The organism is Arthrobacter sp. NPDC092385 (assembly GCF_044755105.1).
GTDB lineage: Bacteria > Actinomycetota > Actinomycetes > Actinomycetales > Micrococcaceae > Arthrobacter_D.
Map to the genome: position 1 here is coordinate 1 of NZ_JBIVQL010000005.1, position 21,387 is coordinate 21,387.

Here is a 21,387-nt window from a genome sequence, read left to right on the forward strand (position 1 = left end):
AAAGCTCAAGGGCCTGAGCCCGGTGCGATACCGTGCTCAGACCCTCGCGGCCTAACCTACTTACTTAGCCAGTCCAACATCCGGGGACCAGTTCAAAGGCCTTTTTCGGCGGTCCTTCCTGTCGCCCCGACGGCGCGGGCGAGTGCAGGCTGAGACGGAGGCGTCCTCCGCGAGCAGCGCGTCGACCTGACCGAGGGCCTCCCGGATGCCCTCCTCCATGCCCATCTCCACCATCTGGTTGAGCTGCTCGACGGACTCGAAGGCCGTGGTCATGGTCATGCGGGTACGGCCGCCGAGGTCCTCGAGGATCACGGTCGCCGTCGTCTCGCCCATATCGGGCACCGGGTCGCCGTTCTCGTCCGCGAATCCGTCCACGAACGTCAGCCGGTGCGGAGGCTCGACGGCGGTGATGCGCCACCAGCCCCGCGCCTTCTCGCCGTCGGGCCCGGTCATGAAGTAGGCCGCGTGCCCGCCCTCCTCGAACTCGTAGGCGTCGAACGTCGCGGGCCACGTCGGCGGGCCCCACCACCGCTGGAGCTGCTGCGGATCCGCCCAGATCTGCCACACGCGTTCCACTCCGGCGTCGAACTCCGCGACGAGCCTGAAGTGGAGTTCCTCGACGTCCTTCTCGGTACTGATGACCGTCATGATGCTGCCTTCCTAGTCCTTGTCCCCGGCATCCTCGGCGAGGATGTCCGTGATCCGGTCGACCCGCTGCCGCCAGATCCTCTCGTACTCGTCGAGCAGGCGGCGGGCCTTGTGCACGCCGTCGACCTGTCCGCGCACGATCTGCTCCCGTCCGCGCTTCTCCTTCGTGACCAGAGCGGCCCGCTCGAGGACGGCCACGTGTTTCTGCACGGCGGCGAAACTCATGTCGTACTGCTCGGCCAGGCCGGATACCGAATACTCGGCGACCAGGACGCGCGCCACGATGTCCCTCCGTGTCGCGTCGGCGAGCGCCTGGAACAGGCGGTCCACCTCGTCCTCGCTCAACTGTTGTACAACCATGTGGTTGTACGTTACGCGCCGGACGACGCGGGGTCAAGAGCGGCGTCGGCATGGCAGGATGGAACCACCAATTCCCGCGGGAGCCCCGGCAAGGGCTGAGAGGAAGCTGCTGCAGCTTCGACCGCCGAACCTGCTCCGGATCATGCCGGCGAAGGAAGCGAGAATACGATGCCCCGTACCCCCCTGCCATCCCCCGCCGAGCCGCGGATCGCCGCCGACCCGAGGGCCCGCCATGCCGTCCGCGGCGGGATCTTCGGGAACTACGTGGACCAGTTCGACATCTTCCTGCCGGTGATCGCCCTCGCACCGGCCGCGGGTACCCTCCTCGGTGCGGAGAACGTCGCGGCCACCGCAGGGCTGGTCTTCACGGCTACCCTGATCGGGCGCCCCCTCGGAGCCGCGATCTTCGGACCCGTCGCCGACCGCGTGGGCCGCACGGCCACCACGAAGGTCGCCCTCGCAGGCATCGCCGCGACGACCCTGCTGATCGCGGCCGTCCCGGGCCACGAGGTGCTCGGCGGCGGGACCGTGGCACTGATCCTGGCCCTGAGGTTCCTCGGCGGCGTGTTCCTGGGCGGCGAATACACCTCCGCCGTCCCGCTGGCGATGGAGTGGTCGGCGCCCCGGCGGCGAGGCCTGGCGAGCGGGCTCATCATGGCGATGTCACCCGTGGCCAACGCGAGCATCGCCGCCCTCGTCCTCGTCCTGCTGACCGTCCTCGATCCTGCGTCCTACACCGCCTGGGGCTGGCGCGTGCCGTTCGTCGTCGGCGGCATCCTCGCGCTCGTCATGCTCCGGTACTACCGGCGCCAGGTCGCGGACGCCCCCGCCGCAGCACAGGTCCCGGCGCCCCGCTCGCCGCTGAAGGACGTGCTGGTAGGACGCGACCGGCACGTCTTCCTCCAGACCTTCACCCTGATGACCGGGTTGTGGCTGCTGACCTACATGGCCATCCCGACCCTCACCTCCGAACTGACGAAGGCCGGAACCTTCGACGGCCGGGGCGTCACACTCGCCCTGCTGTGCGCCACGACCGTCTCCGCGGTCGCCATGGCGCTCTGCGGGCAGGTCTCCACCCTCGTAGGACGGCGTCGCTTCTTCATCGGCTTCGGGGCGATGGCCGCCGTGGCCGCACCTGTGTGCTTCCTGGCGATCTTCGCGGTGGAGAGCCCGGTGTCCGTCGTCGTGCTCTGCGCCGCCCTGCAGGCGGTCACCGTCTCGGTGTACGGGCCGGTGGGCGCCTACCTGTCCGAGAGGTTCGCCGGCGGCGTGAGGTCCAGCGGCTACGGCCTGGGGTACAGCCTGTCGATCGTGGTCCCGGCGCTCTACCCCTACTACCTGCCCCCGCTCCAGCAGGCCTTCGGCAAGTACGGCCCCATCGCGGCCCTGCTCGTCGTCGCCGGGCTGCTCGTGGCGGCGGGTGGCTACTGGGGGCCGGACACGGACACGCGCGCACCCCTGCGCTGACGGCGGCGGCCGTGATGCGTCGGGACGGCAGGAATCACCCCGGAAGGTGCCACTGGCCGGACTTTCCTGCCGTCCCGGCACCGTGAGGGAACTGCCCGAGGACGTGACACCCGTTATGGCGGGCACCTGGGGACCCTGCAAGACTGGCTCCATGACCCGCGGAATATATGTGAGCGCCATGACCAACGGCTCCGGCAAGTCCCTGATCTCCCTGGGCCTGGCCGACATGCTGCACCGGCACGCCGACCGCGTGGGCTTCTTCCGGCCCATCGTCGAGGGCAGCGATCCCGCTGCCGACCCCATGGTGCGGCTCATGCAACGTGCGTTCGACCTCCCGGAGGGCCGTGCCCGCGGCGGCCTCACGCGCGCCGAGGCACGTGCCCTGCTCGTCACCGGCGACCGCGCCGAGATCGACGCCCGCTGCGTCGCCATCTACAGCGAGATCGCCGCGGAGTGCGACGTCGTCATCGTCGAGGGCACCGACCTCTCCGGGAACGACGCCGCCGTCGAGTTCGACCTCAACGCCCGCCTCGCGAACAACCTCGGCGCCATGGTGCTCGCCGTCGTCAGCGCGAAGGACATGTCCGTCGAGGAAGCGGCCGACGCCGTCGACGTCGCCCGCCGCGAACTCGACGCAGCCAAGGTGTCCCTCCTCGCCATGATGGTGAACCGGGCTGCGGACGACGCCGTCACCGCCATCAGCGAGCACGTGCGGCCCGGCCGTTCGGGCCGTCCCGTCTACGTGATCCCGGAACTCTCGGAGATCTCCCAGCCCACCGTCTCCGAGGTCTCCGCCGAACTCGGTGCCCGTCAGATCGCCGGCAATTCCAATCTCGAGCGCGACGTCACGAGCGTGCGCGTCGCCGCCATGAACGTCGGCAACTTCCTGCACCTGCTCACCGACGGCGCCCTCGTGATCGTGCCCGGTGACCGCGCGGACGTCCTCGTGGCAACGCTGGCGTCGTCGTTCTCCCCCGAGTTCCCGGTTCCCTCGGGCATGATCCTCACCGGCGGGCTCGCACCGGACCCCAACATCCTCGCCCTCCTCGCGCAGGCACCGTTCCCGGTGTTCGCGCTCGACGACGACACCTATACGGTTGCCCGCCGGGTCAGCGAGGTGCGCGGCGAGATCGCCAGCGGACTGCGGCGCAAGGCCGCCGCCGCGCTCGGCGCCTGGTCGCGCCAGGTGGACGAGCACGAACTGCTGGAGCGGCTCGAGCTCCCCCGCCCCGTCAGCATGACTCCCCTGCGGTTCCTGCACGAGCTCATCCAGCGCGCGCGGTCCGAGCGGCGGCATATCGTGCTCCCCGAGGGCGAGGACATCCGGGTGCTCAAGGCCGCCGAGATCCTGCACCGCCGTGATGTCTGCGACCTGACGATCCTCGGACCGGAGGCACGCGTCCGTGAACTGGCGACGGGCCAGGGCATCGACCTCACCGGCATCACGCTGATCGACCCGGCGACAAGCGCGTTGCGTGAAGAATTCGCCGCGGAGTACGCACGGGTACGCGCCCACAAGAATGTCTCCCTCGACCAGGCCCGCGAGCGCATGCTCGAAGGGGCATACTTCGGCACGATGATGGTCCAGCTCGGGAAGGTCGACGGCATGGTATCCGGTGCCGCCCACACCACGGCGAACACCATCCGGCCGGCGCTCGAATTCGTGAAGACCAAGGACGGCGTGAAGATCGTCTCCTCGGTGTTCCTCATGCTCCTGCAGGACCGCGTGCTCGTGTACGGCGACTGCGCCGTGAACCCGGACCCCAACGAGGAGCAGCTGGCGGACATCGCAGTGGCCTCGGCCGAGACGGCCGCGCAGTTCGGCGTCGAGCCCCGCGTGGCGATGCTCTCCTACTCCACGGGCGAATCCGGCAGCGGCGGAGCCGTGGACGAGGTGCGGCGCGCCACCGAACTCGTGCGGCAGCATCGGCCCGATCTCGCGGTGGAGGGGCCCATCCAGTACGACGCCGCGGTGGACGCCTCCGTCGCCGCCTCCAAGCTCCCGGGATCCTCGGTGGCGGGCCAGGCGACGGTCTTCATCTTCCCCGACCTCAACACCGGCAACAACACCTACAAGGCCGTGCAGCAATCAGCCGGTGCCGTCGCCGTCGGGCCCGTGCTCCAGGGCCTCCGGAAGCCGGTCAACGACCTCTCGCGCGGTTGCACCGTGGAGGACATCGTCAACACGGTCGCCATCACCGCGGTCCAGGCCCAGCAGCACGCCGCCTCCTAGCCACCCCCGCCCCTCCCAGGACAGGACCCCATGATCATCCTCGTCATCAACTCCGGCTCATCCTCGCTCAAGTACCAGGTGCGCGAGGGCGACGACGTCCTCGCGGAGGGCCTGGTGGAGCGCATCGGTGAGGCCGAGGTGCCGGACCACGCGGCGGCCCTCGACCGCGTGGACGGCGAGGTCGCCGCGGCCCTCGACGGGCGCCGGATCGACGCCGTCGGGCACCGCGTGGTGCACGGTGGTGAGCGCTTCAGCGAACCGGTGCTGATCGACAACGAGATCACGCGTGCCATCGAGCGGCTCAACCCGCTGGCACCGCTGCACAACCCCGCCGCCGTCACCGGGATCAGGGCCATCACCGAGAAGTGGCCGAAGATGCCGCAGGTGGCGGTCTTCGACACGGCGTTCCACCGCACCCTGCCCGAGCACGCCTGGCGGTACGCGGTGCCGGACGAGCTGTACCGGAGGTTCGGCATCCGCCGCTACGGCTTCCACGGGACCTCGCACGCCTACGTGGCGCGCGGTGCCGCGGAGCTGCTCGGCGCGGACACGTTCACCGGCGTGATCGCGCACCTCGGCAACGGCGCCTCCGCCACGGCGGTGCGCGACGGCGAGAGCATCGACACCTCGATGGGCTTCACTCCCCTCGAAGGACTCGTGATGGGAACACGCTCCGGTGATATCGACCCGTCCATCCTGCTGTTCCTCCTGCGCGAGGGGTACTCGGAGCAGGACCTCGACACGCTCCTCAACCGCAACAGCGGGCTGAAGGGGCTGACGGGCACCAACGACATGCGCTCGGTGACCGAGGCCGCGGAGGCCGGCGAGGACCGCGCGAAGCTCGCCATCGAGGTGGCCTCCTACCGGCTCGCGAAGTACATCGGCGGTTACCACGTCGCGGTGGGCGGCGCGGAGGCACTCGTCTTCACGGCCGGCATCGGCGAGAACGCATCAGCCTTCCGCAGCGCCGTCGTCTCGAAGCTCGGAGCCCTCGGCCTCGAACTCGATGAGGCCAGGAACGGCGAGCGCAGCAAGGAGGCCCGTGTCATCAGCACGGCGTCGTCCGCCTTCCCCGTCCTCGTGGTGCCCACGAACGAGGAAGCCGCGATCGCGGAGGCGACCGCCGCCGTCGTCGGCGCTTCCTGAACCCGGGCGGCAGACTGGTGCCATGACGATCCTGCGCATGGCCCTCCTGTTCGTCCTCGCGGCCGGGGCGGAGATCGGCGGCGCCTGGCTGATCTGGCAGGCCGTCCGTGAGGGGCGGCCGTGGTGGTGGGCGGGGCTCGGGATCATGGCCCTCGGCGCCTACGGTTTCGTCGCGACGCTGCAGCCCGACCCGAACTTCGGGCGGATCCTGGCCGCCTACGGGGGCGTCTTCGTGGCGGGATCGCTCGCGTGGGGCGTGCTCGTCGACGGATTCCGTCCCGACCGGTGGGACCTCATCGGTTCCGCGGTCTGCCTGGTCGGCGTCGCCGTGATCATGTTCATGCCGCGTTCTGCGGCCTAGCCCGGGCTGGGGCAAAACGTCCGGTCCTAGGCTGCGCCGCCGCCTCGCTCCCTTCCACTGAACCGTCCCGCTCAGTGGGAATGTTCGAACATTCCCACCGGATCCCGTCGTCCAGCGGGCAGGAACGGCCAGGTGGACTGTCCGGCCCTACGCGGCGCCCAGCAACCGTGCCAGCCCGGCCGCGAGCGCTCCGACCACGACCACCACGAGGAAGGGCGCCCGCAACCAGAGCGCGACGGCGGCAGCAGCCAGGGCGGCCACCCGTGCGTCGACCACGAGCACCTGCCCGGACGCGAACGTGTTGACAGCCGTCAGCGCCGCGAGCAAACCGATGGTCACGGACCCCGCGACCCGCAGCATCCTCGGATTGTCGAGCAGCTTCGCCGGCACGAGGAACCCGAGGAACTTCGTGGCGATCGAGATTGCGCACGCGAGCAGGATCCATCCCCAGAGACTCATGCGCCCCCCTCCAGCGGCCCGGAACCTTTCGCCGGGCGCGCTCCCGAGGCGGCCGGGTCGGTTCCTGACGCGGCGGGGTAGGGCTCGACGTCGGGCTCCAGCCCCTCCGTCACCGGGCCGAGCCCCGCGAGCCCCAGGCCCGCGGCCACCACCGCGGCGATCAGGATCGGCACGCCGGGAGGCACGAGCGGCACGGCGATGAGCGTGACGACGGCGCACACGACGGCGATCGCCGCGGGCTCGCGAGTACGGATCCGGGGCCAGAGCAGCCCGAGGAACGCCGCGACCGCTGCACCGTCGAGTCCCCACCGGGCGGGGTCACCCATCGCATTCCCCGCGAGCGCGCCGACGAGGGTGAAGAGGTTCCACAGCACGAACACGCCGATCCCCGCGGCCCAGAATCCGCGGCGCTGCTCGTCCGGATCGGTCTGGCCCGTTGCCGTGGCCACCGACTCGTCGATGGTGAGATGGGCCGCCGGCAGCTTCAGCCGGCGCGACGGCCGCAGCAGCACGTTGACCTGCATCCCGTACACGCCGTTGCGGATCCCGAGCAGGGCGGCTGCCGACATCGCGGCGATCCCGCTGCCGCCACCGGCGATGACGCCGATGAAGGCGAACTGGGAGCCACCGCTGAACAGCAGCAGGCTCAGCGCCATGGTCTGCAGGAGGTCGAGGCCGGCCGCGACGGACAGGGCGCCGAAGGAAAGGCCGTACAACCCGGTGGCGATGGCCACGGACAGGGCGACTCGGACCGCCGGAGATTGGAGAAGAACCACCCGTCAAGGCTAGGCGAGGTGCTGCCCGGCTTCCCATTCGTGTCAAAGGAGGGAATAGTAGGAAAAGGAAAGCCTACTTACTACCCGGAGGAGCACCACATGAAGGCAGTGACATGGCAGGGCAAGCGCAACGTCAGCGTCGAGAACGTCCCCGATCCCACGATCCAGGAACCCACGGACGCGATCATCCGCATCACCTCGACCGCCATCTGCGGCTCGGACCTCCACCTCTACGAGGTCCTCGGCCCGTACATGCACAAGGGTGACATCCTCGGCCACGAGCCCATGGGGATCGTCGAGGAGGTCGGCGCGGGTGTCACCAAGCTCAAGGTCGGCGACCGCGTCGTCGTACCGTTCAACATCTCCTGCGGGTACTGCTTCATGTGCAAGCGCGGCCTGCAGTCGCAGTGCGAGACGACCCAGGTCCACGCGGCAGGATCCGGCGCGGCCCTGTTCGGCTTCTCGGAGCTCTACGGCTCGGTGCCCGGCGGGCAGGCGGAGTACCTTCGCGTGCCCTTCGCCGACTACGGCCCGGTCAAGGTCGGCTCGGAGCTGCCCGACGAGCGCTACCTCTACCTCTCGGACATCCTGCCCACCGCGTGGCAGGGCGTGCAGTACGCCGATGTGCCGAAGGACGGCGTCCTCGCGGTCTACGGCCTCGGGCCGGTCGGCCAGTTCGCGGCCCGTATCGGCAAATACCTCGGCCACCGTGTCATCGCCGTCGAACCCGTTGCGGAGCGCCGCGACATGGCCAAGCGCCACGGTATCGAGACCATCGACTTCACGAAGAACACCGCCGAGGAGCTGCGCAGCATGACGAACGGCCGCGGCCCGGACGCCGTCGTCGACGCCGTCGGCATGGAAGCCCACGGCTCGCCCGTCGGCGCCTTCGCCCAGCACGCCGTCGGCATCCTGCCCGACAAGCTCGCCCAGAAGGTCATGGAGACCGGTGGCAGCGACCGCGTGACCGTCCTCCACTCGGCGATCGACGCGGTCCGCCGGGGCGGCACCATCTCCCTCAGCGGCGTCTACGGCGGCGCCGCCACCCCCATGCCGCTGCTCAACATGTTCGACAAGCAGCTCCAGTTCCGCATGGGCCAGTGCAACGTGCGGCGCTGGACGGACGAGCTCCTGCCGATCGTCGAGGAGCCCTCCGACCCGCTGGGCGTCACCGACCTCATGACCCACGAGGTCTCGATCGACGAGGCCCCTGCCGCCTACCGGAACTTCCAGAAGAAGACGGACGGCGCCATCAAGGTGGTCCTGAAGCCGCAGGGCGTCACGGTCTAGCCACCCCGGCCGAGGGAACGACGGCGAACCCCACGCGATGGCCCGGGATCACTCCCGGGCCATCGACTCGTGGGGATCGGCCTCGCCGCGGGCCATCTGCAGGGCGTCCGCCGCACGCACCAGGGCCAGGTGCGAGAAGGCCTGGGGGAAGTTGCCCGCCATGCGGTTGTTGACGGCGTCGTACTCCTCGGACAGCAGGCCGAGTTCGTTGGAGTAGCCCACCAGCTGGTCCATGAGGCGCTTCGCCTCGTCCAGCCGGCCCCCGTGCGCGTACTGTTCGACGAGCCAGAAGGAGCACGCCAGGAACGGGTGCTCGCCGGGCTCGAGTCCGTCGTCCGAGCTGTCGGTGCGGTAGCGGAGCAGCAGTCCCTGCGCGTCCAGCAGGTCCTTCTCGATCCGCTCGACCGTGCCGAGCATCCTCGGGTCGTCGTAGTCCAGGAATCCCACCTGCGGCAGCTGCAGCAGCGAGGCATCCAGCTCGGAACCGCCGTAGACCTGGGTGAAGCTGTTCAGCTCGCGGTTGAAGCCACGCTGCAGGATCTCCTCGCGCAGTCCGTCCCGGATGTCCGTCCAATGCTGCTGCGGCCCGCTGAGCCCGTGGTCCCGGACCGCCCGGACCGCGCAGTCGAACGCCGCCCACATCATGACGCGGGAGTGCGTGAAGTACTGCAGGTCGCCGCGCATCTCCCAGATCCCGTGGTCGCGGTCGTCCAGGTGCTTCTCCGCGAACCCCAGCAGCGCCCGCTGCAGGGGCCAGGAGAAGTTGTCCTCGGTCACGCCGTGGCCCCGGAGTTTCTCCAGCGCCACCATGACCTCGCCCACGACGTCGGCCTGGTACTGGTCCACCGCACCGTTTCCCACACGGACGGGCACGGAGTCCGCGTACCCCGGCAGGTGGCCCAGTTCCCGCTCGGGCAGCTGCCGCTCACCGGCCAGCCCGTACATGATCTGCAGGTCCTCGGGATCACCGGCGACGGCCCTCAACAGCCAGTTGCGCCACTCCAGCGCCTCCTCGGCGAACCCGTGAGTCATCATCGCCTCGAGGGTCAGTGCGGCGTCACGCAGCCAGCAGAAGCGGTAGTCCCAGTTGCGGGCCCCACCGAACTGCTCGGGCAAGGACGTCGTCGGAGCGGCGACGATCCCCCCGGTGTCCTCGTGCGTGAGTGCGCGCAGCACGAGGAGCGAGCGCTGGACGGCGTCGGCGTACTCGCCGTCGTCCAGGCAGCTGGCACCCCAGGCCCGCCAGTAGCTGATCACGCTGTCGAGCGCCTCGTCGATATCCAGTGCCGGTGGTTTGTCGCGGTGCGACGGGTACCAGACGAGTTCCAGGTCGACGACGTCGCCTGCGGCCACCTCGAACGTGCCCTCATGGCGGTGGTCCGCCGCCTTCAGCCGGGGTCCACGCAGCAGCAGGGCGTCGGGGCCCGCGATGGCCAGGAGCACCGGGACGCCGTCCTCCGTCCCCTGGCTGACCCACGGCACGATATCGCCGTAGCCGAACCGGATCTCCAGCTCCTGCCGCAGGGTGACGCTGCCGCGCAGGCCCTGGATGCGCCGCACCACGTTGGCCCGGCGGTCCGTGAGCGGCATGAAGTCGGTGACCAGCACCTCTCCCTCCGGAGTCCGCCAATGCGTCTGGAGGACGAAGGTCGAGGAGATGTAGCTGCGTTCCACCACCTCGGACTCCGGTGACAGCGGTGCGACGAGCCAGCGGCCGTGCTCCGGCGTGCCGAGCATGGCGGCGAAGACGGAATCCGAGTCGAACCGGGGGAAGCAGAGCCAGTCGACGCTGCCGTCCCGGGAGATGAGCGCACCGGTATGGAGGTCGGAAACGAGCGCGTAGTCCTCGATCGGCGATTGCATTTCCCCACTCAACCACACCGGCCTCCGGTGGACGGTTACTTGCTGTTGCCCTCGAAGGCCATCCGGATCCGCGCCGGATAGTCCGACGTCATCTCCTGCACCCCGAGCTCCGCGAGGAACAGGGCGTCCTTCACGGAGTTGACCGTCCAGGCCCGTACGCGCACGCCGTCCCGGATCCACCGTCGCACGCGCTCCGGGTGGCTGCGGATGTACCTCATGCCCGGCCCGGCCATGCCGACCTCCTGGTGGTCGACGAGCCGCTCCCCCTCCTTCAGTGCCCTCTTCATGATGGTGATCAGCGCCCCTTCGGTGATCGCCCCGAAGCTCAGGGCAGCCCGGACCTCCTTCGGGCTCACGTCGGACACCAGCTGGCACAGCATGTGGTGTGGTGCGGACTCGGCGAGATGCCGCATCGAGTCCGGGTTGAAGCTCATGAAGCTCACCTCGATGGTCCCGAGCATCGACGATTCCGGATCCCACCCCTCGTCCATGAGGAACGCGATGAGCGCCTCCTCCAGGCGCAGACCGAAGGGGCTCGGGTGCTTGAGCTCGATGGCGAGCCTGAGAGGCCGCCCTGCCCGGCGGAGGATCACCAGGAGGTCGGAGAGGGACAGGAGCTGGTCCGCCGGCTCGCCGTATTCCGCCGGGATCGACGCGCCCTTCCAGGAGAACACGTCCAGCGCGCGCAGCTCCGCCAGCGTCCGGTCCGCCACTTTCCCGGAGACGTTCGTGGTGCGGTCCAGGGTGGTGTCGTGCATGCACACGAGCTGTCCGTCACGGGTCAGGTGGACGTCGCACTCCACGCCGTCGGTGCCGTCGGCCAGCGCCTGCAGGTAGGCCGCCCGCGTGTGCTCGGCAAAGGTGCCGCTGCTGCCACGGTGGGCGAAGATCACAGGAGGCACGGACCATCCCTTCGGTCGTCGGTGGTGTCCCTAACACGGTACGTGACCGGTATCCGGTGCACCATCGGCCGGCACCCGACGACGGACGGGAAGGCGCGCTCGATAGACTCGGGAGGGTGAATGCTCAGATGACCGGCACCGATGCGGAGCGTGCGGCCGCCCTCCGCCGCATGAAACTGCTGGCCACGGGCCTCCTGGCGGTCATGGCCGTCATCTTCGTGGTGGCCTTCGCCCTGCAGGACACCTACCCCTGGCTCGAATACGTCCGGGCGGCGGCCGAGGGCGGGATGGTCGGCGCACTCGCGGACTGGTTCGCCGTCACCGCGCTCTTCAAGCACCCCATGGGGCTGAAGATCCCGCATACCGCGATCATCCCGCGCAAGAAGGACCAGATCGGCGAGTCACTCGGCCAGTTCGTGGAGGAGAACTTCCTCTCGGAGGACGTGGTGCGCGCCAAGCTGGACTCCGCGCGGATAGCCCAGAAGGCGGGCGCCTGGCTGGAGAAGCCGGAGAGCGCCGACCGCGTGGCCGCCGAGGGCGCCGCCCTGATCCGCGGCATGTTCACGGTACTGAACGACGACGCCGTGCAGGGCGTCATCGAGTCCATGGTCCGCAAGCACCTGCTCGATCCGCCCTGGGGGCCTCCCATCGGCAGCATCGCCGAGCGCATCTTCGCCGAGGGACACCACCACCGGCTGGTGGACCTGCTCGTGGACCGGGCCGGCGACTGGGTGGACGCGAACTACGCCGTGGTCACGCGGGTCGTGGCGCAGCGTTCCCCCACCTGGGTTCCGCGCCTCGTCGACGGCGTCGTCGGCGACCGCGTGCATGCCGAGCTGTCCAAGTTCATCCGGGCGGTGCAGGACGATCCGCAGCACGACGTCCGGCTCGCCATCGACAAGTACCTGCGGGACCTCGCCCAGGATCTCCAGCACAAGCCCGAGACCATCGCCAAGGCGGAGGAGATCAAGGGCCAGTTGCTGGACGACCCGCGCGTCCGCGACCTCACTGCCCGCACCTGGGCCACGATCAAGAACGCCCTCCTCGAGGCGGTCAATGACCCGGACAGCGAACTGACGTCCAACTTCAAGGCCGCCGTGCGCGACTTCGGTTCACGCCTGACGAGCGACGACGACCTGGCCGGCAAGGTGAACCGGTGGATCGCCGACGGCGCGTCCTACGCGGTGCGCACCTACCGCAGCGAGATCGCCGGCGTCATCTCCGAGACGGTCGGCCGGTGGGATGCCGAGGAGACGTCGCGGAAGATCGAACTGCAGGTCGGCAAGGACCTGCAGTTCATCCGTATCAACGGCACCGTGGTCGGCTCACTGGCCGGCCTGGTGATCTTCGCCGTGGCGCACGCGATCTTCGGTTAGGCCCGCTTCCGGCCGCTTCCCTGCTCGGGAAGCTGCAGGACCTCGGCCAGTTCTCCCGGAATGGTCTGCGGGAGCGGGCCGAAGGCTTCACGCGTGGTCCGGATGACCGCCTTGCCCATGAGGTGGTTGCCGGTGCCGCCGATGATGGCGCCGGCACCGAACGGCAGGGCCCGTCCCAGCATGAAACCTCCCTGCTTGGCGAGGAACTTCTTGAGGAAGCGGCGCTGGATGGAACCGGTGACGGTCTTCACGAGCGAGGTCGGCGCGGACTTGTTGACCAGCTGGCCCCAGTACTGCGGGGCTCCCTGCCCGGCGGAAGCGCCGAGGATGGACCGGATCAGCGCCGTGCCCTCCTCGCCCATCAGGATCGCCATCACCATCGTCCGGGACCTCACGGGATCCTGCGTGTTGATCCCGTGCAGTTCGGCGACGGACTCGGCGTACAGCGCCGTGGCCTCGAGGAAACCGACCGTCGCGGCGGCGGAGAGCCCCAGGGAGGCGATGGTGCCGACGGCGGGGACGGCGGCGGTAGCACCGACAGCGGCTCCGGCCGCCGTCGTCGCCCGCAGGTAGTCCCGCTCGAGCAGCCGCGCCAGTTCCGCCGGGGAGGCGTCCGGGTTGCGGCGGCGGAGCCGGTTCAGGTTGGCGAGGATCAGCGGCCGCTGGACATCCAGCGCCCGTTCGATCCCGCGCAGGATTCCGGGCTTGGGGTTGCCGTCCTTGTCGAACAGCGTCCCGTTGGCAGCCTTGACGGCTGGATTCTCCTTGTTACGGCCGAACATGATGGTCCTCCACAGATGGGTCGGTGGTCGCTGCACCCGAGTCTAGGGTGGGGCGGTCCCGGGCGGGCGGGCGTTCTGCTGGTTGCGCAGGCCGGACATTCCGGGACGATGCGTTTAACGGTGAAGGGCGCCACCGTTCTCCGGTGACGCCCTTCTCGCAGCCGCTCCCCCATGGTGCAGCTACGTGGTGCCTGTGGCTAGACGCGCGAGCCGCGACGCTTGGTGATGGCACCGTAGATGACCAGCACGATCAGCGCGCCGATGACGGCGAAGAGGATGGACATCAGCGAGAAGGTGCTGCCGAGGTCGACACCCAGGATGCTGCCTCCGATGAAGCCGCCCAGGAAGGCGCCGACGACGCCGAGCAGCATGGTGATGATGATTCCGCCGCCCTGCTTACCGGGCAGGATCAGCTTGGCGAGGGCGCCGGCGATGAGGCCGAGGATAAGAAAACCGATGAAACTCATGTGGTGCTCCTTGAGTGATGAGCCACCCGTCCGAGGACGAGCTGCTGTCGAATATTCCGGTGCATCGAAGTGCAACTAACTGCAACTGTACTTCATCAGCATGCTTAGGGTGCAATCCTAGCACTACGCTAATCCTGCTTATCAAGGTGCCTGGGGGCACCTTTCCTCTCCTGTTGCCGAGACCGGGGCGCAGGGGTTTTGTGACCAGCATCCGCGGAATCGCGGCGATGTGGTCGTAGGATGGCGGCAGGCGGGCCGCCCTGGGAGAGCGCGGCAGTGGACGTGAAACCGCTGGGGAATTCTCTCGAAACTGTCAGTCAAGCCAACCCGAAGGAGTCTTTCTAATGCGAATCGGTTCTGCGATTTTCCTTATTGCACTCGGTGCAATACTTGCTTTCGCCATCCAGGCCGACGTCATCAGCATCGTCGACATCAACCTCGTGGGGTACATCCTGATGGTGGTGGGCGTGATCGGCCTGATCGCAGCCCTCGTCCTGGCGGCACCGCGCCGGCAGAACCGCGTGTCGGAGTCCCGCTCCGTGGTCGACCCGAACACGGGGGAGACCATCACGCGGAACGAGACGCGGGACACGGGCCTCTAGCCACCGCAACCGAAGGGCCGGAGCTGACGCTCCGGCCCTTTTTTCGTCTGTGTTTGTTTTTGTAGTCTCCGCAATACCCTTGACGCTCCGCGCCGTTCGAAGATAGAGTCACTCAAACAAAGACAAAGCCACATTCCGGGGTCCCGACTCCGGCCGAAGACAACGAGGTCCTCATGTTCGCGGAAGAGCGCTACCGCCAGATCAGCAGCCTGGTCTCCGCCGACGGCCGCGTCACTGTGGCCGGCCTCTCCTCCCGCTTCGGCATCACCCGGGAGACGGTCCGCAGGGACCTCGCCCTCCTCGAGAACGACGGCGTCCTGCGCCGTGTCCACGGTGGCGCCATCGCCGGCAGCGGAGCCACGACGAAGGAAGCGAGCCTCACCAGCCGCTCCTCCCAGCACTCGCCCGAGAAGAAGCGCATCGCCCAGGCCGCACTCTCCCTGTCGCCCATGACGGGCGCCGTCGTGCTGGACGCCGGCAGCACCACCGGCGCACTCGCCGAACTGCTGGTCGACGAGGCACGCCCGGGACTGGCGGTCGTCACCCACTCCGTTCCCATCGCAGCGCTCGTCTCCGGCGCCGGCCTGAGCGTCGAGCTCGTGGGCGGCCGGGTCCGGGCGCTGACGAGCGCCGCCGTGGGGAGCAGCACGGTGGCACACTTCACGCGCCTGCGCGCCGACGTCGCCTTCGTGGGCACCAACGGCATCGGCGCCGGCTTCGGCCTCAGTACCCCGGATGTCGACGAGGCTGCCGTGAAGACGGCGATCGTCCGCTCCGCACGCCGCGTGGTACTCCTCGCGGACTCGTCCAAGTTCGACGAGGAGACCCTCATCAGCTTCGCCCACCTGGAGGAAATCGATGCACTCATCACCGACCACGCGCCCCGGGGCGCCCTCGCGGACGCACTCGCCGATGCCGACGTGGAGGTGATCGTCGCGTGATCCTGACCCTCACGGCGAATCCCAGTATCGACCGCACCGTGGAGCTCAGCGCACCCCTGGCCCGCGGCGCGGTCCAGCGTGCCGTGCACGTGGTGCAGGAGGCAGGCGGCAAGGGTGTCAATGTCAGCCGGGCCCTGGCCATGTCGGGCACCCGTACGCTCGCCATCCTGCCCGGTGATGACGACGACGCCGTCCTCGCGGACCTGCGCGGCATCGCCGTCCCGTTCCGCAACCTCCCGATCGGCGCGGCCCTCCGCACCAACACAGCCATCACCGAGCCCGACGGCACGACGACGAAGATCAACGAGCCCGGCCCCGAACTCTCCGCCGAACTCCTCGAGGACCTCCTCGCCGTCGTCGTGGCCGAGAGCGATGGAGCGGACTGGCTGGTCCTGGCCGGATCCCTCCCCCCGGGCGTGCCGCCGACCTTCTACACGAGGGTCACGGCAGCCGTCCGCGAGACGTACGGCCTGTCGGCGCCCCGCGTCGCGATCGATTCCTCGGGCGAACCGCTGATCGAAGCCGCTGCCGGCATCCCGGCGCCGGACCTGCTCAAGCCCAACGCCGAGGAGCTCAGCGAACTCACGGGCATCGGCACGGGTGACGACCTCGAGCAGGATCATGAATTGGCCGCCAAGGCCTGCGCGGTGCTCATCACCGCGGGGGTCGGAGCGGTGCTGGCGACCCTTGGCTCCAAGGGCGCCCTGCTCGTGACGAACACGGGAGCATGGCATGCCGTGCATCCGCCCGTCACGGCGCGTTCCACGGTCGGCGCGGGCGATTCCGCATTGGCCGGCTACCTCCTGGCGCATGCAGCAGGAGAACTCCCGGAGAACTGCCTGCGCCAGGCCGTCGCCCACGGATCGGCGGCTGCCGCCCTTCCTGGTTCCACCGTTCCATCGCTCGACCAGACGACGCCGGCCGCCGTCGTGGTCACACCCCTCATGGTCACCCTTCCCGTGATCGAACCAAGCGCTACCGGGTCCGCTGACGGGCCCCCTGCACAGGAGGATTTCTGATGTCCGATCTCATCACTCCGGAGCTCGTCGCTCTGGACAAGGACCTGGGGACCGAACGGTCCTCGGTGATCCGCTACCTCGCGGAGCAGGTCGCCGCGCAGGGCCGATCGACGGAAGTCGACGGCCTGTACGCCGACGCCCTCGCCCGGGAGGAGAAGACCTCGACCGGCGTTCCGGGCGGTATCGCCATCCCGCACTGCCGCTCGACGGCGGTCTCCCAGGCGACACTCGCCATGGCGCGCCTCTCACCGGCGGTGGACTTCGGGGCCAAGGACGGCCCCGCTGACCTCGTCTTCTTCATCGCGGCGCCCGACGGCGCCGACCAGGAGCACCTCAAGCTGCTGTCCAAGCTGGCCCGGTCCCTGATCAAGAAGGACTTCACCGCCTCGCTGCGCGCCGCGCAGACACCCGCCGACGTCGTCGCGCTCGTCAACGGCGCCCTCGGCATCGGTGCCGCTCCCGCGGAGGCCGGAGCAGGAGCCCACGCCGCCGGTGCCTCCGGGCAGTCCGCGACCAACACGCGTGCGAGTGAGGCCGCCGCCACGCTCGGCACCTCCCCTGCGGGGACCGACACCACCGGACCCGCCGTGGACTCCGGCCGGGCGACGGACACCAGGGTACGGCGCATCGTCGCCGTCACGGCCTGCCCCACCGGGATCGCCCACACCTACATGGCCGCCGACTCCCTCGTCGCCGCCGCCAGGGAGCGCGGGATCGACCTCCAGGTGGAGACGCAGGGCTCGTCGGGCGCCACTCCCCTGGATCCGGCTGTCATCGCGGCAGCCGACGCCGTCATCTTCGCCGTGGACGTCGACGTCCGCGACAAGCAGCGCTTCGCCGGCCTGCCCGTGATCAGCGCACCCGTCAAGCGCGGCATCGACGAGCCGGGCGAGATGGTCGAGGAAGCGGTCGCCGCCGCGCAGAACCCGAACGCCCGCAGGGTCGCCGGGACGGCCGGCGGCGAGCAGGCCGACGACGACGGCGGCCGGGACGGCATCGGCAGCACCCTCAAGCGCGCCCTGCTCACCGGTGTCAGCTACATGATCCCCTTCGTCGCCGGCGGCGGCCTGCTGATCGCGCTCGGCTTCCTGCTCGGCGGGTACCTCATCACCGAGACGGCCGATGCGGTGGTGCTCGAGAACAGCCTTGCCAACCTGCCGGACGGTGGCCTGGGTGAGTACCTCGGTGCAGTGGCCTTCAAGATCGGCCAGCTGTCCCTCGGATTCCTGGTCCCCGCCCTCGCCGGCTACATCGCATACGCCCTGGCCGACCGCCCCGGCATCGCTCCCGGCTTCGTCGCCGGCGCCGTCGCGGGCTTCATGGGAGCCGGATTCCTCGGCGGCATCGTCGGCGGGCTGCTCGCAGGCTACGTCGCCATGATGATCGGGCGCCTCTCGGTACCCCGGTGGCTCCGCAGCCTCATGCCGGTCGTGATCATCCCGCTCGTGGCATCCATCGTGGCCTCGGGCCTCATGTTCCTCGTGCTCGGCGGGCCCATCGCGGCGATCACCACCGGGCTCAACAACTGGCTTTCGGGCCTCACCGGCACCGCCGCCGTCGGCCTCGGCCTCATCCTCGGCCTCATGATGGCCGTGGACCTCGGCGGCCCCGTCAACAAGGTCGCCTACTCCTTCGCCGTCGCCGGCCTGAGCGCCGGCGCCATCGACAACCAGGCGCCGTGGCAGATCATGGCCGCGGTCATGGCCGCCGGCATGGTTCCTCCGCTGGCCATGGCGCTCGCCACGACCCTCGACCGCCGCCGCTTCACCGTGGCGGAGCGGGAGAACGGCAAGGCAGCCTGGCTGCTGGGAGCGGCGTTCATCTCGGAAGGGGCGATCCCCTTCGCCGCAGCCGACCCCCTGCGCGTCATCCCCGCCTCCCTGCTGGGATCCGCCGTCACGGGTGCCATCGTCATGGGCAGCGGAGTGACGTCGCAGGCACCCCACGGCGGCATCTTCGTCTTCTTCGCCATCGGCAACATCCTGATGTTCGTGACCGCGATCCTCGTGGGAACGGTCATCTCGGCCCTTGCCGTCATAGCGCTCAAGCGCTACGCCACCAGCAAGAAGGACGCCGCCGGCGCAGAGCCGGTTGCAGCCTGACCCCCAGTCCGGTTGGCTGTACTGGGAATCCACCTATAAAAGGAGCACATCATGGCAGAACGCAAGGCAACCGTGGCGAGTCGCGTGGGACTCCACGCCCGCCCTGCCTCCATCTTCGCGGAGGCTGCAGGTGAGCTGCCCCTCGAGGTCACCATCGCCATGGACGGCGAGCCGGCGGAGGAGGCGATGGACGCCTCGAGCATCCTCTCGCTCATGAGCCTCGGAGCATCGCACGGCGACGTCATCGTGCTGCGAGCAGAAGGCGAGGGTGCGGCGGACGCACTGGAGGGCCTGGCCCGGATCATCGAGACGGACCACGACGCCGAGTAGGCTGCACCACCACAAAGGGCACCATCCGCCGTCCATACGTGGCGGGTGGTGCCCTTTTCGGCGTCCCCTGCGCTTGAGAACAGGTAGGTGGGTCCACCCGTTCTAATGGACACACCTACCTGCCGGGTAACGATCCGCTGACCCCCCACGGACAGCGGCAGTTACATAATCATTATTTTTGCACACCAACATGAAACCGTGAATATGGAAAGGACACGATTGCGTTACTTTTCTGCACAGCGGACACAGTAGCCCGGACTCGATGGACCAGTCCGGCTAGGCGAGTTTGTTGGACTTGCTGTTCCGCCTCCTGCCGAGGGTGTGGCTCAGCCAGATGAGGCACAGTCCCAGGACCGTCAGCACGATCGCCGAGAACGGCAGGAGGATGTCCCAGACCATCAGCTCCAGGGGTGTCAGCCTCAGCAGCACGAACACCACCACGAGCGAGAATCCGAGCGCCAGGAACGCGCACGCCACCCGGTGGATGACACGCGCGTGCCGGTCCACCATCGCGGCCACCGCCGGAATCACCAGGCACGCCGCTACGTACCCGGGGTAGATACGGCCTACGGCTGCGTACTGCTGCACCGTGTCCTGGTCCTCGAAATCGGCCAGGCCCGTCGAACTGCCCCCCAGTTCACTGGCGATGAAGAAGTAGAGGGTCGCGGCGACGGTCAGGCCGAGGATCGCCAGACCGAAGGGCCCCACGATCAGGCGGCGTGCCAGGGGCGATCGGAAGGCTGCGGCCATCCGGATCCCGAGCAGCACGAAGACGGCGTAGAGCGTCAACCGAAGAAGCAGGTTCGCGATGTTCGCTCCGCCCAGGAGGGCGTCCGCGGCCTCGTAGATCGGTGCCAGCGAGAGTCCGACCGCAACGGTGAGCAGCACGAGGGCCAGGAAGACCGTCCGCCCCTGCCCCCTCCGCGCACCGGGTACTCGCACCGCAGCTCCGAGCGCACACAGGACGAGCGCGATCCACTGGATGGCCGCGACCGTCATCCGAGGTTCTCCCACATCAGGCGGTCCTTGCCGTCGTCGAGCTCCGCCCGCCGGATCTGCTTGCCGAGGACGTCGAGCCGGTCACGGGCCAGGAAGACGAGATCGAGGTCGCTCAGGGCGCAGAGCGCGCGGGCGCGCCCGTCCTCGGGCCACCCGCCCTCCTCCGGGGTGAGCAGCCCGGTCACCACGAGCCCGCTGGTCAGGGAGACCCCCGCGATACGGGCTGCCTGCACGGCGATCTCGGGAGCGAGCCGCCCTGCCGTGAGCTGGGCCGAGAGGTTCTGCCGGGCAACTCCCGTGCTCGTGGCGAGTTGCTGGCGGAGGTCACCCGGATCGATGGCCTCGATCCAGGCTCGGACGGAGTTCCGGTGGGGGAAGGGGGCGAGGTCCTGCTGCAGGTCGGCTCCGATGATCTCCCTGTCCTCACTGCGCGCCACGAGGAGGCGAAGGATGTCGATGTGGGAGACCTGGCTGACGAGTTCAGCGTCCGTCGGCCGCCTCGTTCCGGCGGGAAGGTCCTCGTAACCGTCGAAGACGGCAAGCGCATCCACCGGTGGGACGCCGTACCCGCGGGCTATGGCGACGACGGTGGAGACCGACACCTTGCCCCGCACGAGCTGCTGGGCGAGGGTCGAACGCTTGATGCCGGCTGAGCGGCAGGCATCGGACACCGTCTCCTGCGGAGCGATCTGGGAGCGCCACAACTGGAAGGCTTTGGCTGTGACGGCCATCATCACCTTTCGATTGGACTTTTCGGTCTGGTGTCGAAGTATACTTAGATCGCTGGCTCCGATTTCTGCGATTCCCCCATACGCAGAACTCGGAGCCAGCTCCATTTAAGCGGCTGGTCGGGCCGCAGCAGAGGCCCAGCCGGTGCCTACCAGCGCACCTTCTTCTCCTTCTTCCCCTGCTTGCTGCTCTCATGGGCTGCCTTCGCGTGGCCGGCACCTGTCGCCGTCGTCGGCTTGGCCGCCTGGTTCTTCCTCGCGAGGGCGAGCTGTGCGCGCGGATCGTCCTGCAGCTTCCGGGGAGCGGGACCCTTCACCGTCCCCTCGGTGCTCGGGGTCTCCTGCTGATCCGCCTGGGACTGCTTGTTCTGGGGCGTGCTGGTCATGGTGTTCCTTCCTGGTGCGTGCGCCCACGGGACGGCTCGGACAGAGCGGCACCGTGCGCGGGTCGAGCTGCGGGTGCCGGAGGACCGGACAGAATCAGTGGGCGCCCTTGGAGTGGTGTCATCGACAAGTGGCGTAGAGCGTGGCCGGAG

At 69.0% G+C, this 21,387-nt stretch carries 21 protein-coding genes, 1 pseudogene and 1 riboswitch; of the genes and pseudogenes, 11 read left to right on the forward strand and 11 right to left on the reverse strand.

Annotated elements, in window-relative coordinates; translation table 11 throughout:
• Positions 1-156 precede the first annotated feature (156 nt).
• Positions 157-648 (reverse strand): annotated as a pseudogene (locus tag ACIQCY_RS07695) (SRPBCC domain-containing protein); the annotation flags it as partial.
• 12 nt (positions 649-660) lie between these two features.
• Positions 661-1,008 (reverse strand): ArsR/SmtB family transcription factor, encoded by a 348-nt coding sequence (locus tag ACIQCY_RS07700; protein WP_400483314.1) that lies wholly within the window; start codon positions 1,006-1,008, stop codon positions 661-663.
• A 66-nt stretch (positions 1,009-1,074) separates the two neighbouring features.
• Positions 1,075-1,182: riboswitch (TPP riboswitch) on the forward strand.
• Between ACIQCY_RS07700 and ACIQCY_RS07705 the strand changes: the two genes are divergently transcribed.
• The 4 genes from ACIQCY_RS07705 (at position 1,177) to ACIQCY_RS07720 (ending at position 6,215) form a co-directional block, all read left to right on the forward strand.
• Positions 1,177-2,475, forward strand: a complete 1,299-nt coding sequence (locus ACIQCY_RS07705; protein ID WP_400483315.1) for an MFS transporter — start codon at positions 1,177-1,179, stop codon at positions 2,473-2,475. It overlaps the preceding riboswitch by 6 nt.
• 151 nt (positions 2,476-2,626) lie before the next feature.
• Positions 2,627-4,708, forward strand: coding sequence for a phosphate acetyltransferase (gene pta, locus ACIQCY_RS07710; RefSeq protein WP_400483316.1), 2,082 nt, complete (start codon positions 2,627-2,629; stop codon positions 4,706-4,708).
• Positions 4,709-4,738: 30 nt separating this feature from the next.
• Positions 4,739-5,854, forward strand: coding sequence for an acetate/propionate family kinase (locus tag ACIQCY_RS07715; protein ID WP_400483317.1), 1,116 nt, complete (start codon positions 4,739-4,741; stop codon positions 5,852-5,854).
• A gap of 22 nt (positions 5,855-5,876) precedes the next feature.
• The gene (locus ACIQCY_RS07720) at positions 5,877-6,215 is read left to right on the forward strand and encodes a YnfA family protein (protein WP_400483318.1); all 339 of its coding nucleotides are present in this window, start codon (positions 5,877-5,879) and stop codon (positions 6,213-6,215) included.
• 147 nt (positions 6,216-6,362) lie between these two features.
• Here ACIQCY_RS07720 and ACIQCY_RS07725 read toward each other — a convergent pair whose 3' ends face one another.
• Complete coding sequence (locus tag ACIQCY_RS07725) at positions 6,363-6,674, reverse strand: AzlD domain-containing protein (protein ID WP_400483319.1); 312 nt, start codon at positions 6,672-6,674, stop codon at positions 6,363-6,365.
• Positions 6,671-7,450, reverse strand: coding sequence for an AzlC family ABC transporter permease (locus ACIQCY_RS07730; protein WP_400483320.1), 780 nt, complete (start codon positions 7,448-7,450; stop codon positions 6,671-6,673). The genes ACIQCY_RS07725 and ACIQCY_RS07730 overlap by 4 nt, the downstream gene beginning before the upstream one ends.
• Positions 7,451-7,549: 99 nt before the next feature.
• On the opposite strand from ACIQCY_RS07730, the gene ACIQCY_RS07735 reads away from it, so the two are divergent.
• Positions 7,550-8,740, forward strand: a complete 1,191-nt coding sequence (locus ACIQCY_RS07735; protein ID WP_400483321.1) for a zinc-dependent alcohol dehydrogenase — start codon at positions 7,550-7,552, stop codon at positions 8,738-8,740.
• A 48-nt stretch (positions 8,741-8,788) separates the two neighbouring features.
• On the opposite strand, the gene ACIQCY_RS07740 is transcribed toward ACIQCY_RS07735, so the two are convergent.
• Positions 8,789-10,621, reverse strand: a complete 1,833-nt coding sequence (locus tag ACIQCY_RS07740; protein WP_400483322.1) for a glycoside hydrolase family 15 protein — start codon at positions 10,619-10,621, stop codon at positions 8,789-8,791.
• Positions 10,622-10,638: 17 nt separating this feature from the next.
• Entirely contained in the window at positions 10,639-11,505 is an 867-nt protein-coding gene (locus ACIQCY_RS07745; RefSeq protein WP_400483323.1) for a glycerophosphodiester phosphodiesterase, read from the reverse strand.
• A gap of 128 nt (positions 11,506-11,633) precedes the next feature.
• On the opposite strand from ACIQCY_RS07745, the gene ACIQCY_RS07750 reads away from it, so the two are divergent.
• Complete coding sequence (locus ACIQCY_RS07750) at positions 11,634-12,881, forward strand: DUF445 domain-containing protein (protein ID WP_400483562.1); 1,248 nt, start codon at positions 11,634-11,636, stop codon at positions 12,879-12,881.
• Here the strand turns inward: ACIQCY_RS07750 and ACIQCY_RS07755 are convergent.
• Both ACIQCY_RS07755 and ACIQCY_RS07760 read right to left on the reverse strand, forming a co-directional pair.
• On the reverse strand, positions 12,878-13,699 hold the full coding sequence (locus ACIQCY_RS07755; RefSeq protein WP_400483324.1) for a hypothetical protein: 822 nt from the start codon (positions 13,697-13,699) through the stop codon (positions 12,878-12,880). The two genes, ACIQCY_RS07750 and ACIQCY_RS07755, sit on opposite strands and share 4 nt — an antisense overlap.
• 161 nt (positions 13,700-13,860) lie before the next feature.
• Positions 13,861-14,130, reverse strand: a complete 270-nt coding sequence (locus ACIQCY_RS07760) for a GlsB/YeaQ/YmgE family stress response membrane protein (RefSeq protein ID WP_400483325.1) — start codon at positions 14,128-14,130, stop codon at positions 13,861-13,863.
• A 344-nt stretch (positions 14,131-14,474) separates the two neighbouring features.
• On the opposite strand from ACIQCY_RS07760, the gene ACIQCY_RS07765 reads away from it, so the two are divergent.
• From ACIQCY_RS07765 to ACIQCY_RS07785, 5 genes are all read left to right on the forward strand, one after another.
• Positions 14,475-14,732, forward strand: coding sequence for a DUF6458 family protein (locus ACIQCY_RS07765; RefSeq protein ID WP_400483326.1), 258 nt, complete (start codon positions 14,475-14,477; stop codon positions 14,730-14,732).
• Positions 14,733-14,905: 173 nt separating this feature from the next.
• Positions 14,906-15,673, forward strand: a complete 768-nt coding sequence (locus ACIQCY_RS07770; protein WP_400483327.1) for a DeoR/GlpR family DNA-binding transcription regulator — start codon at positions 14,906-14,908, stop codon at positions 15,671-15,673.
• Positions 15,670-16,692 (forward strand): 1-phosphofructokinase family hexose kinase, encoded by a 1,023-nt coding sequence (locus tag ACIQCY_RS07775; RefSeq protein WP_400483328.1) that lies wholly within the window; start codon positions 15,670-15,672, stop codon positions 16,690-16,692. Before ACIQCY_RS07770 ends, ACIQCY_RS07775 begins: the two co-directional genes overlap by 4 nt.
• Entirely contained in the window at positions 16,692-18,794 is a 2,103-nt protein-coding gene (locus tag ACIQCY_RS07780; RefSeq protein ID WP_400483329.1) for a fructose-specific PTS transporter subunit EIIC, read from the forward strand. Before ACIQCY_RS07775 ends, ACIQCY_RS07780 begins: the two co-directional genes overlap by 1 nt.
• A gap of 51 nt (positions 18,795-18,845) precedes the next feature.
• Positions 18,846-19,124 (forward strand): HPr family phosphocarrier protein, encoded by a 279-nt coding sequence (locus ACIQCY_RS07785; RefSeq protein ID WP_400483330.1) that lies wholly within the window; start codon positions 18,846-18,848, stop codon positions 19,122-19,124.
• A 276-nt stretch (positions 19,125-19,400) separates the two neighbouring features.
• Here ACIQCY_RS07785 and ACIQCY_RS07790 read toward each other — a convergent pair whose 3' ends face one another.
• The 3 genes from ACIQCY_RS07790 to ACIQCY_RS07800 all read right to left on the reverse strand — a co-directional run bounded on the left by ACIQCY_RS07790 (position 19,401) and on the right by ACIQCY_RS07800 (position 21,237).
• The gene (locus tag ACIQCY_RS07790; RefSeq protein WP_400483331.1) at positions 19,401-20,123 is read right to left on the reverse strand and encodes a hypothetical protein; all 723 of its coding nucleotides are present in this window, start codon (positions 20,121-20,123) and stop codon (positions 19,401-19,403) included.
• Positions 20,120-20,854, reverse strand: coding sequence for a hypothetical protein (locus ACIQCY_RS07795; RefSeq protein ID WP_400483332.1), 735 nt, complete (start codon positions 20,852-20,854; stop codon positions 20,120-20,122). The genes ACIQCY_RS07790 and ACIQCY_RS07795 overlap by 4 nt, the downstream gene beginning before the upstream one ends.
• Before the next feature lie 146 nt (positions 20,855-21,000).
• Positions 21,001-21,237 (reverse strand): hypothetical protein, encoded by a 237-nt coding sequence (locus tag ACIQCY_RS07800; protein WP_400483333.1) that lies wholly within the window; start codon positions 21,235-21,237, stop codon positions 21,001-21,003.
• Between the last annotated feature and the right edge of the window lie 150 nt (positions 21,238-21,387).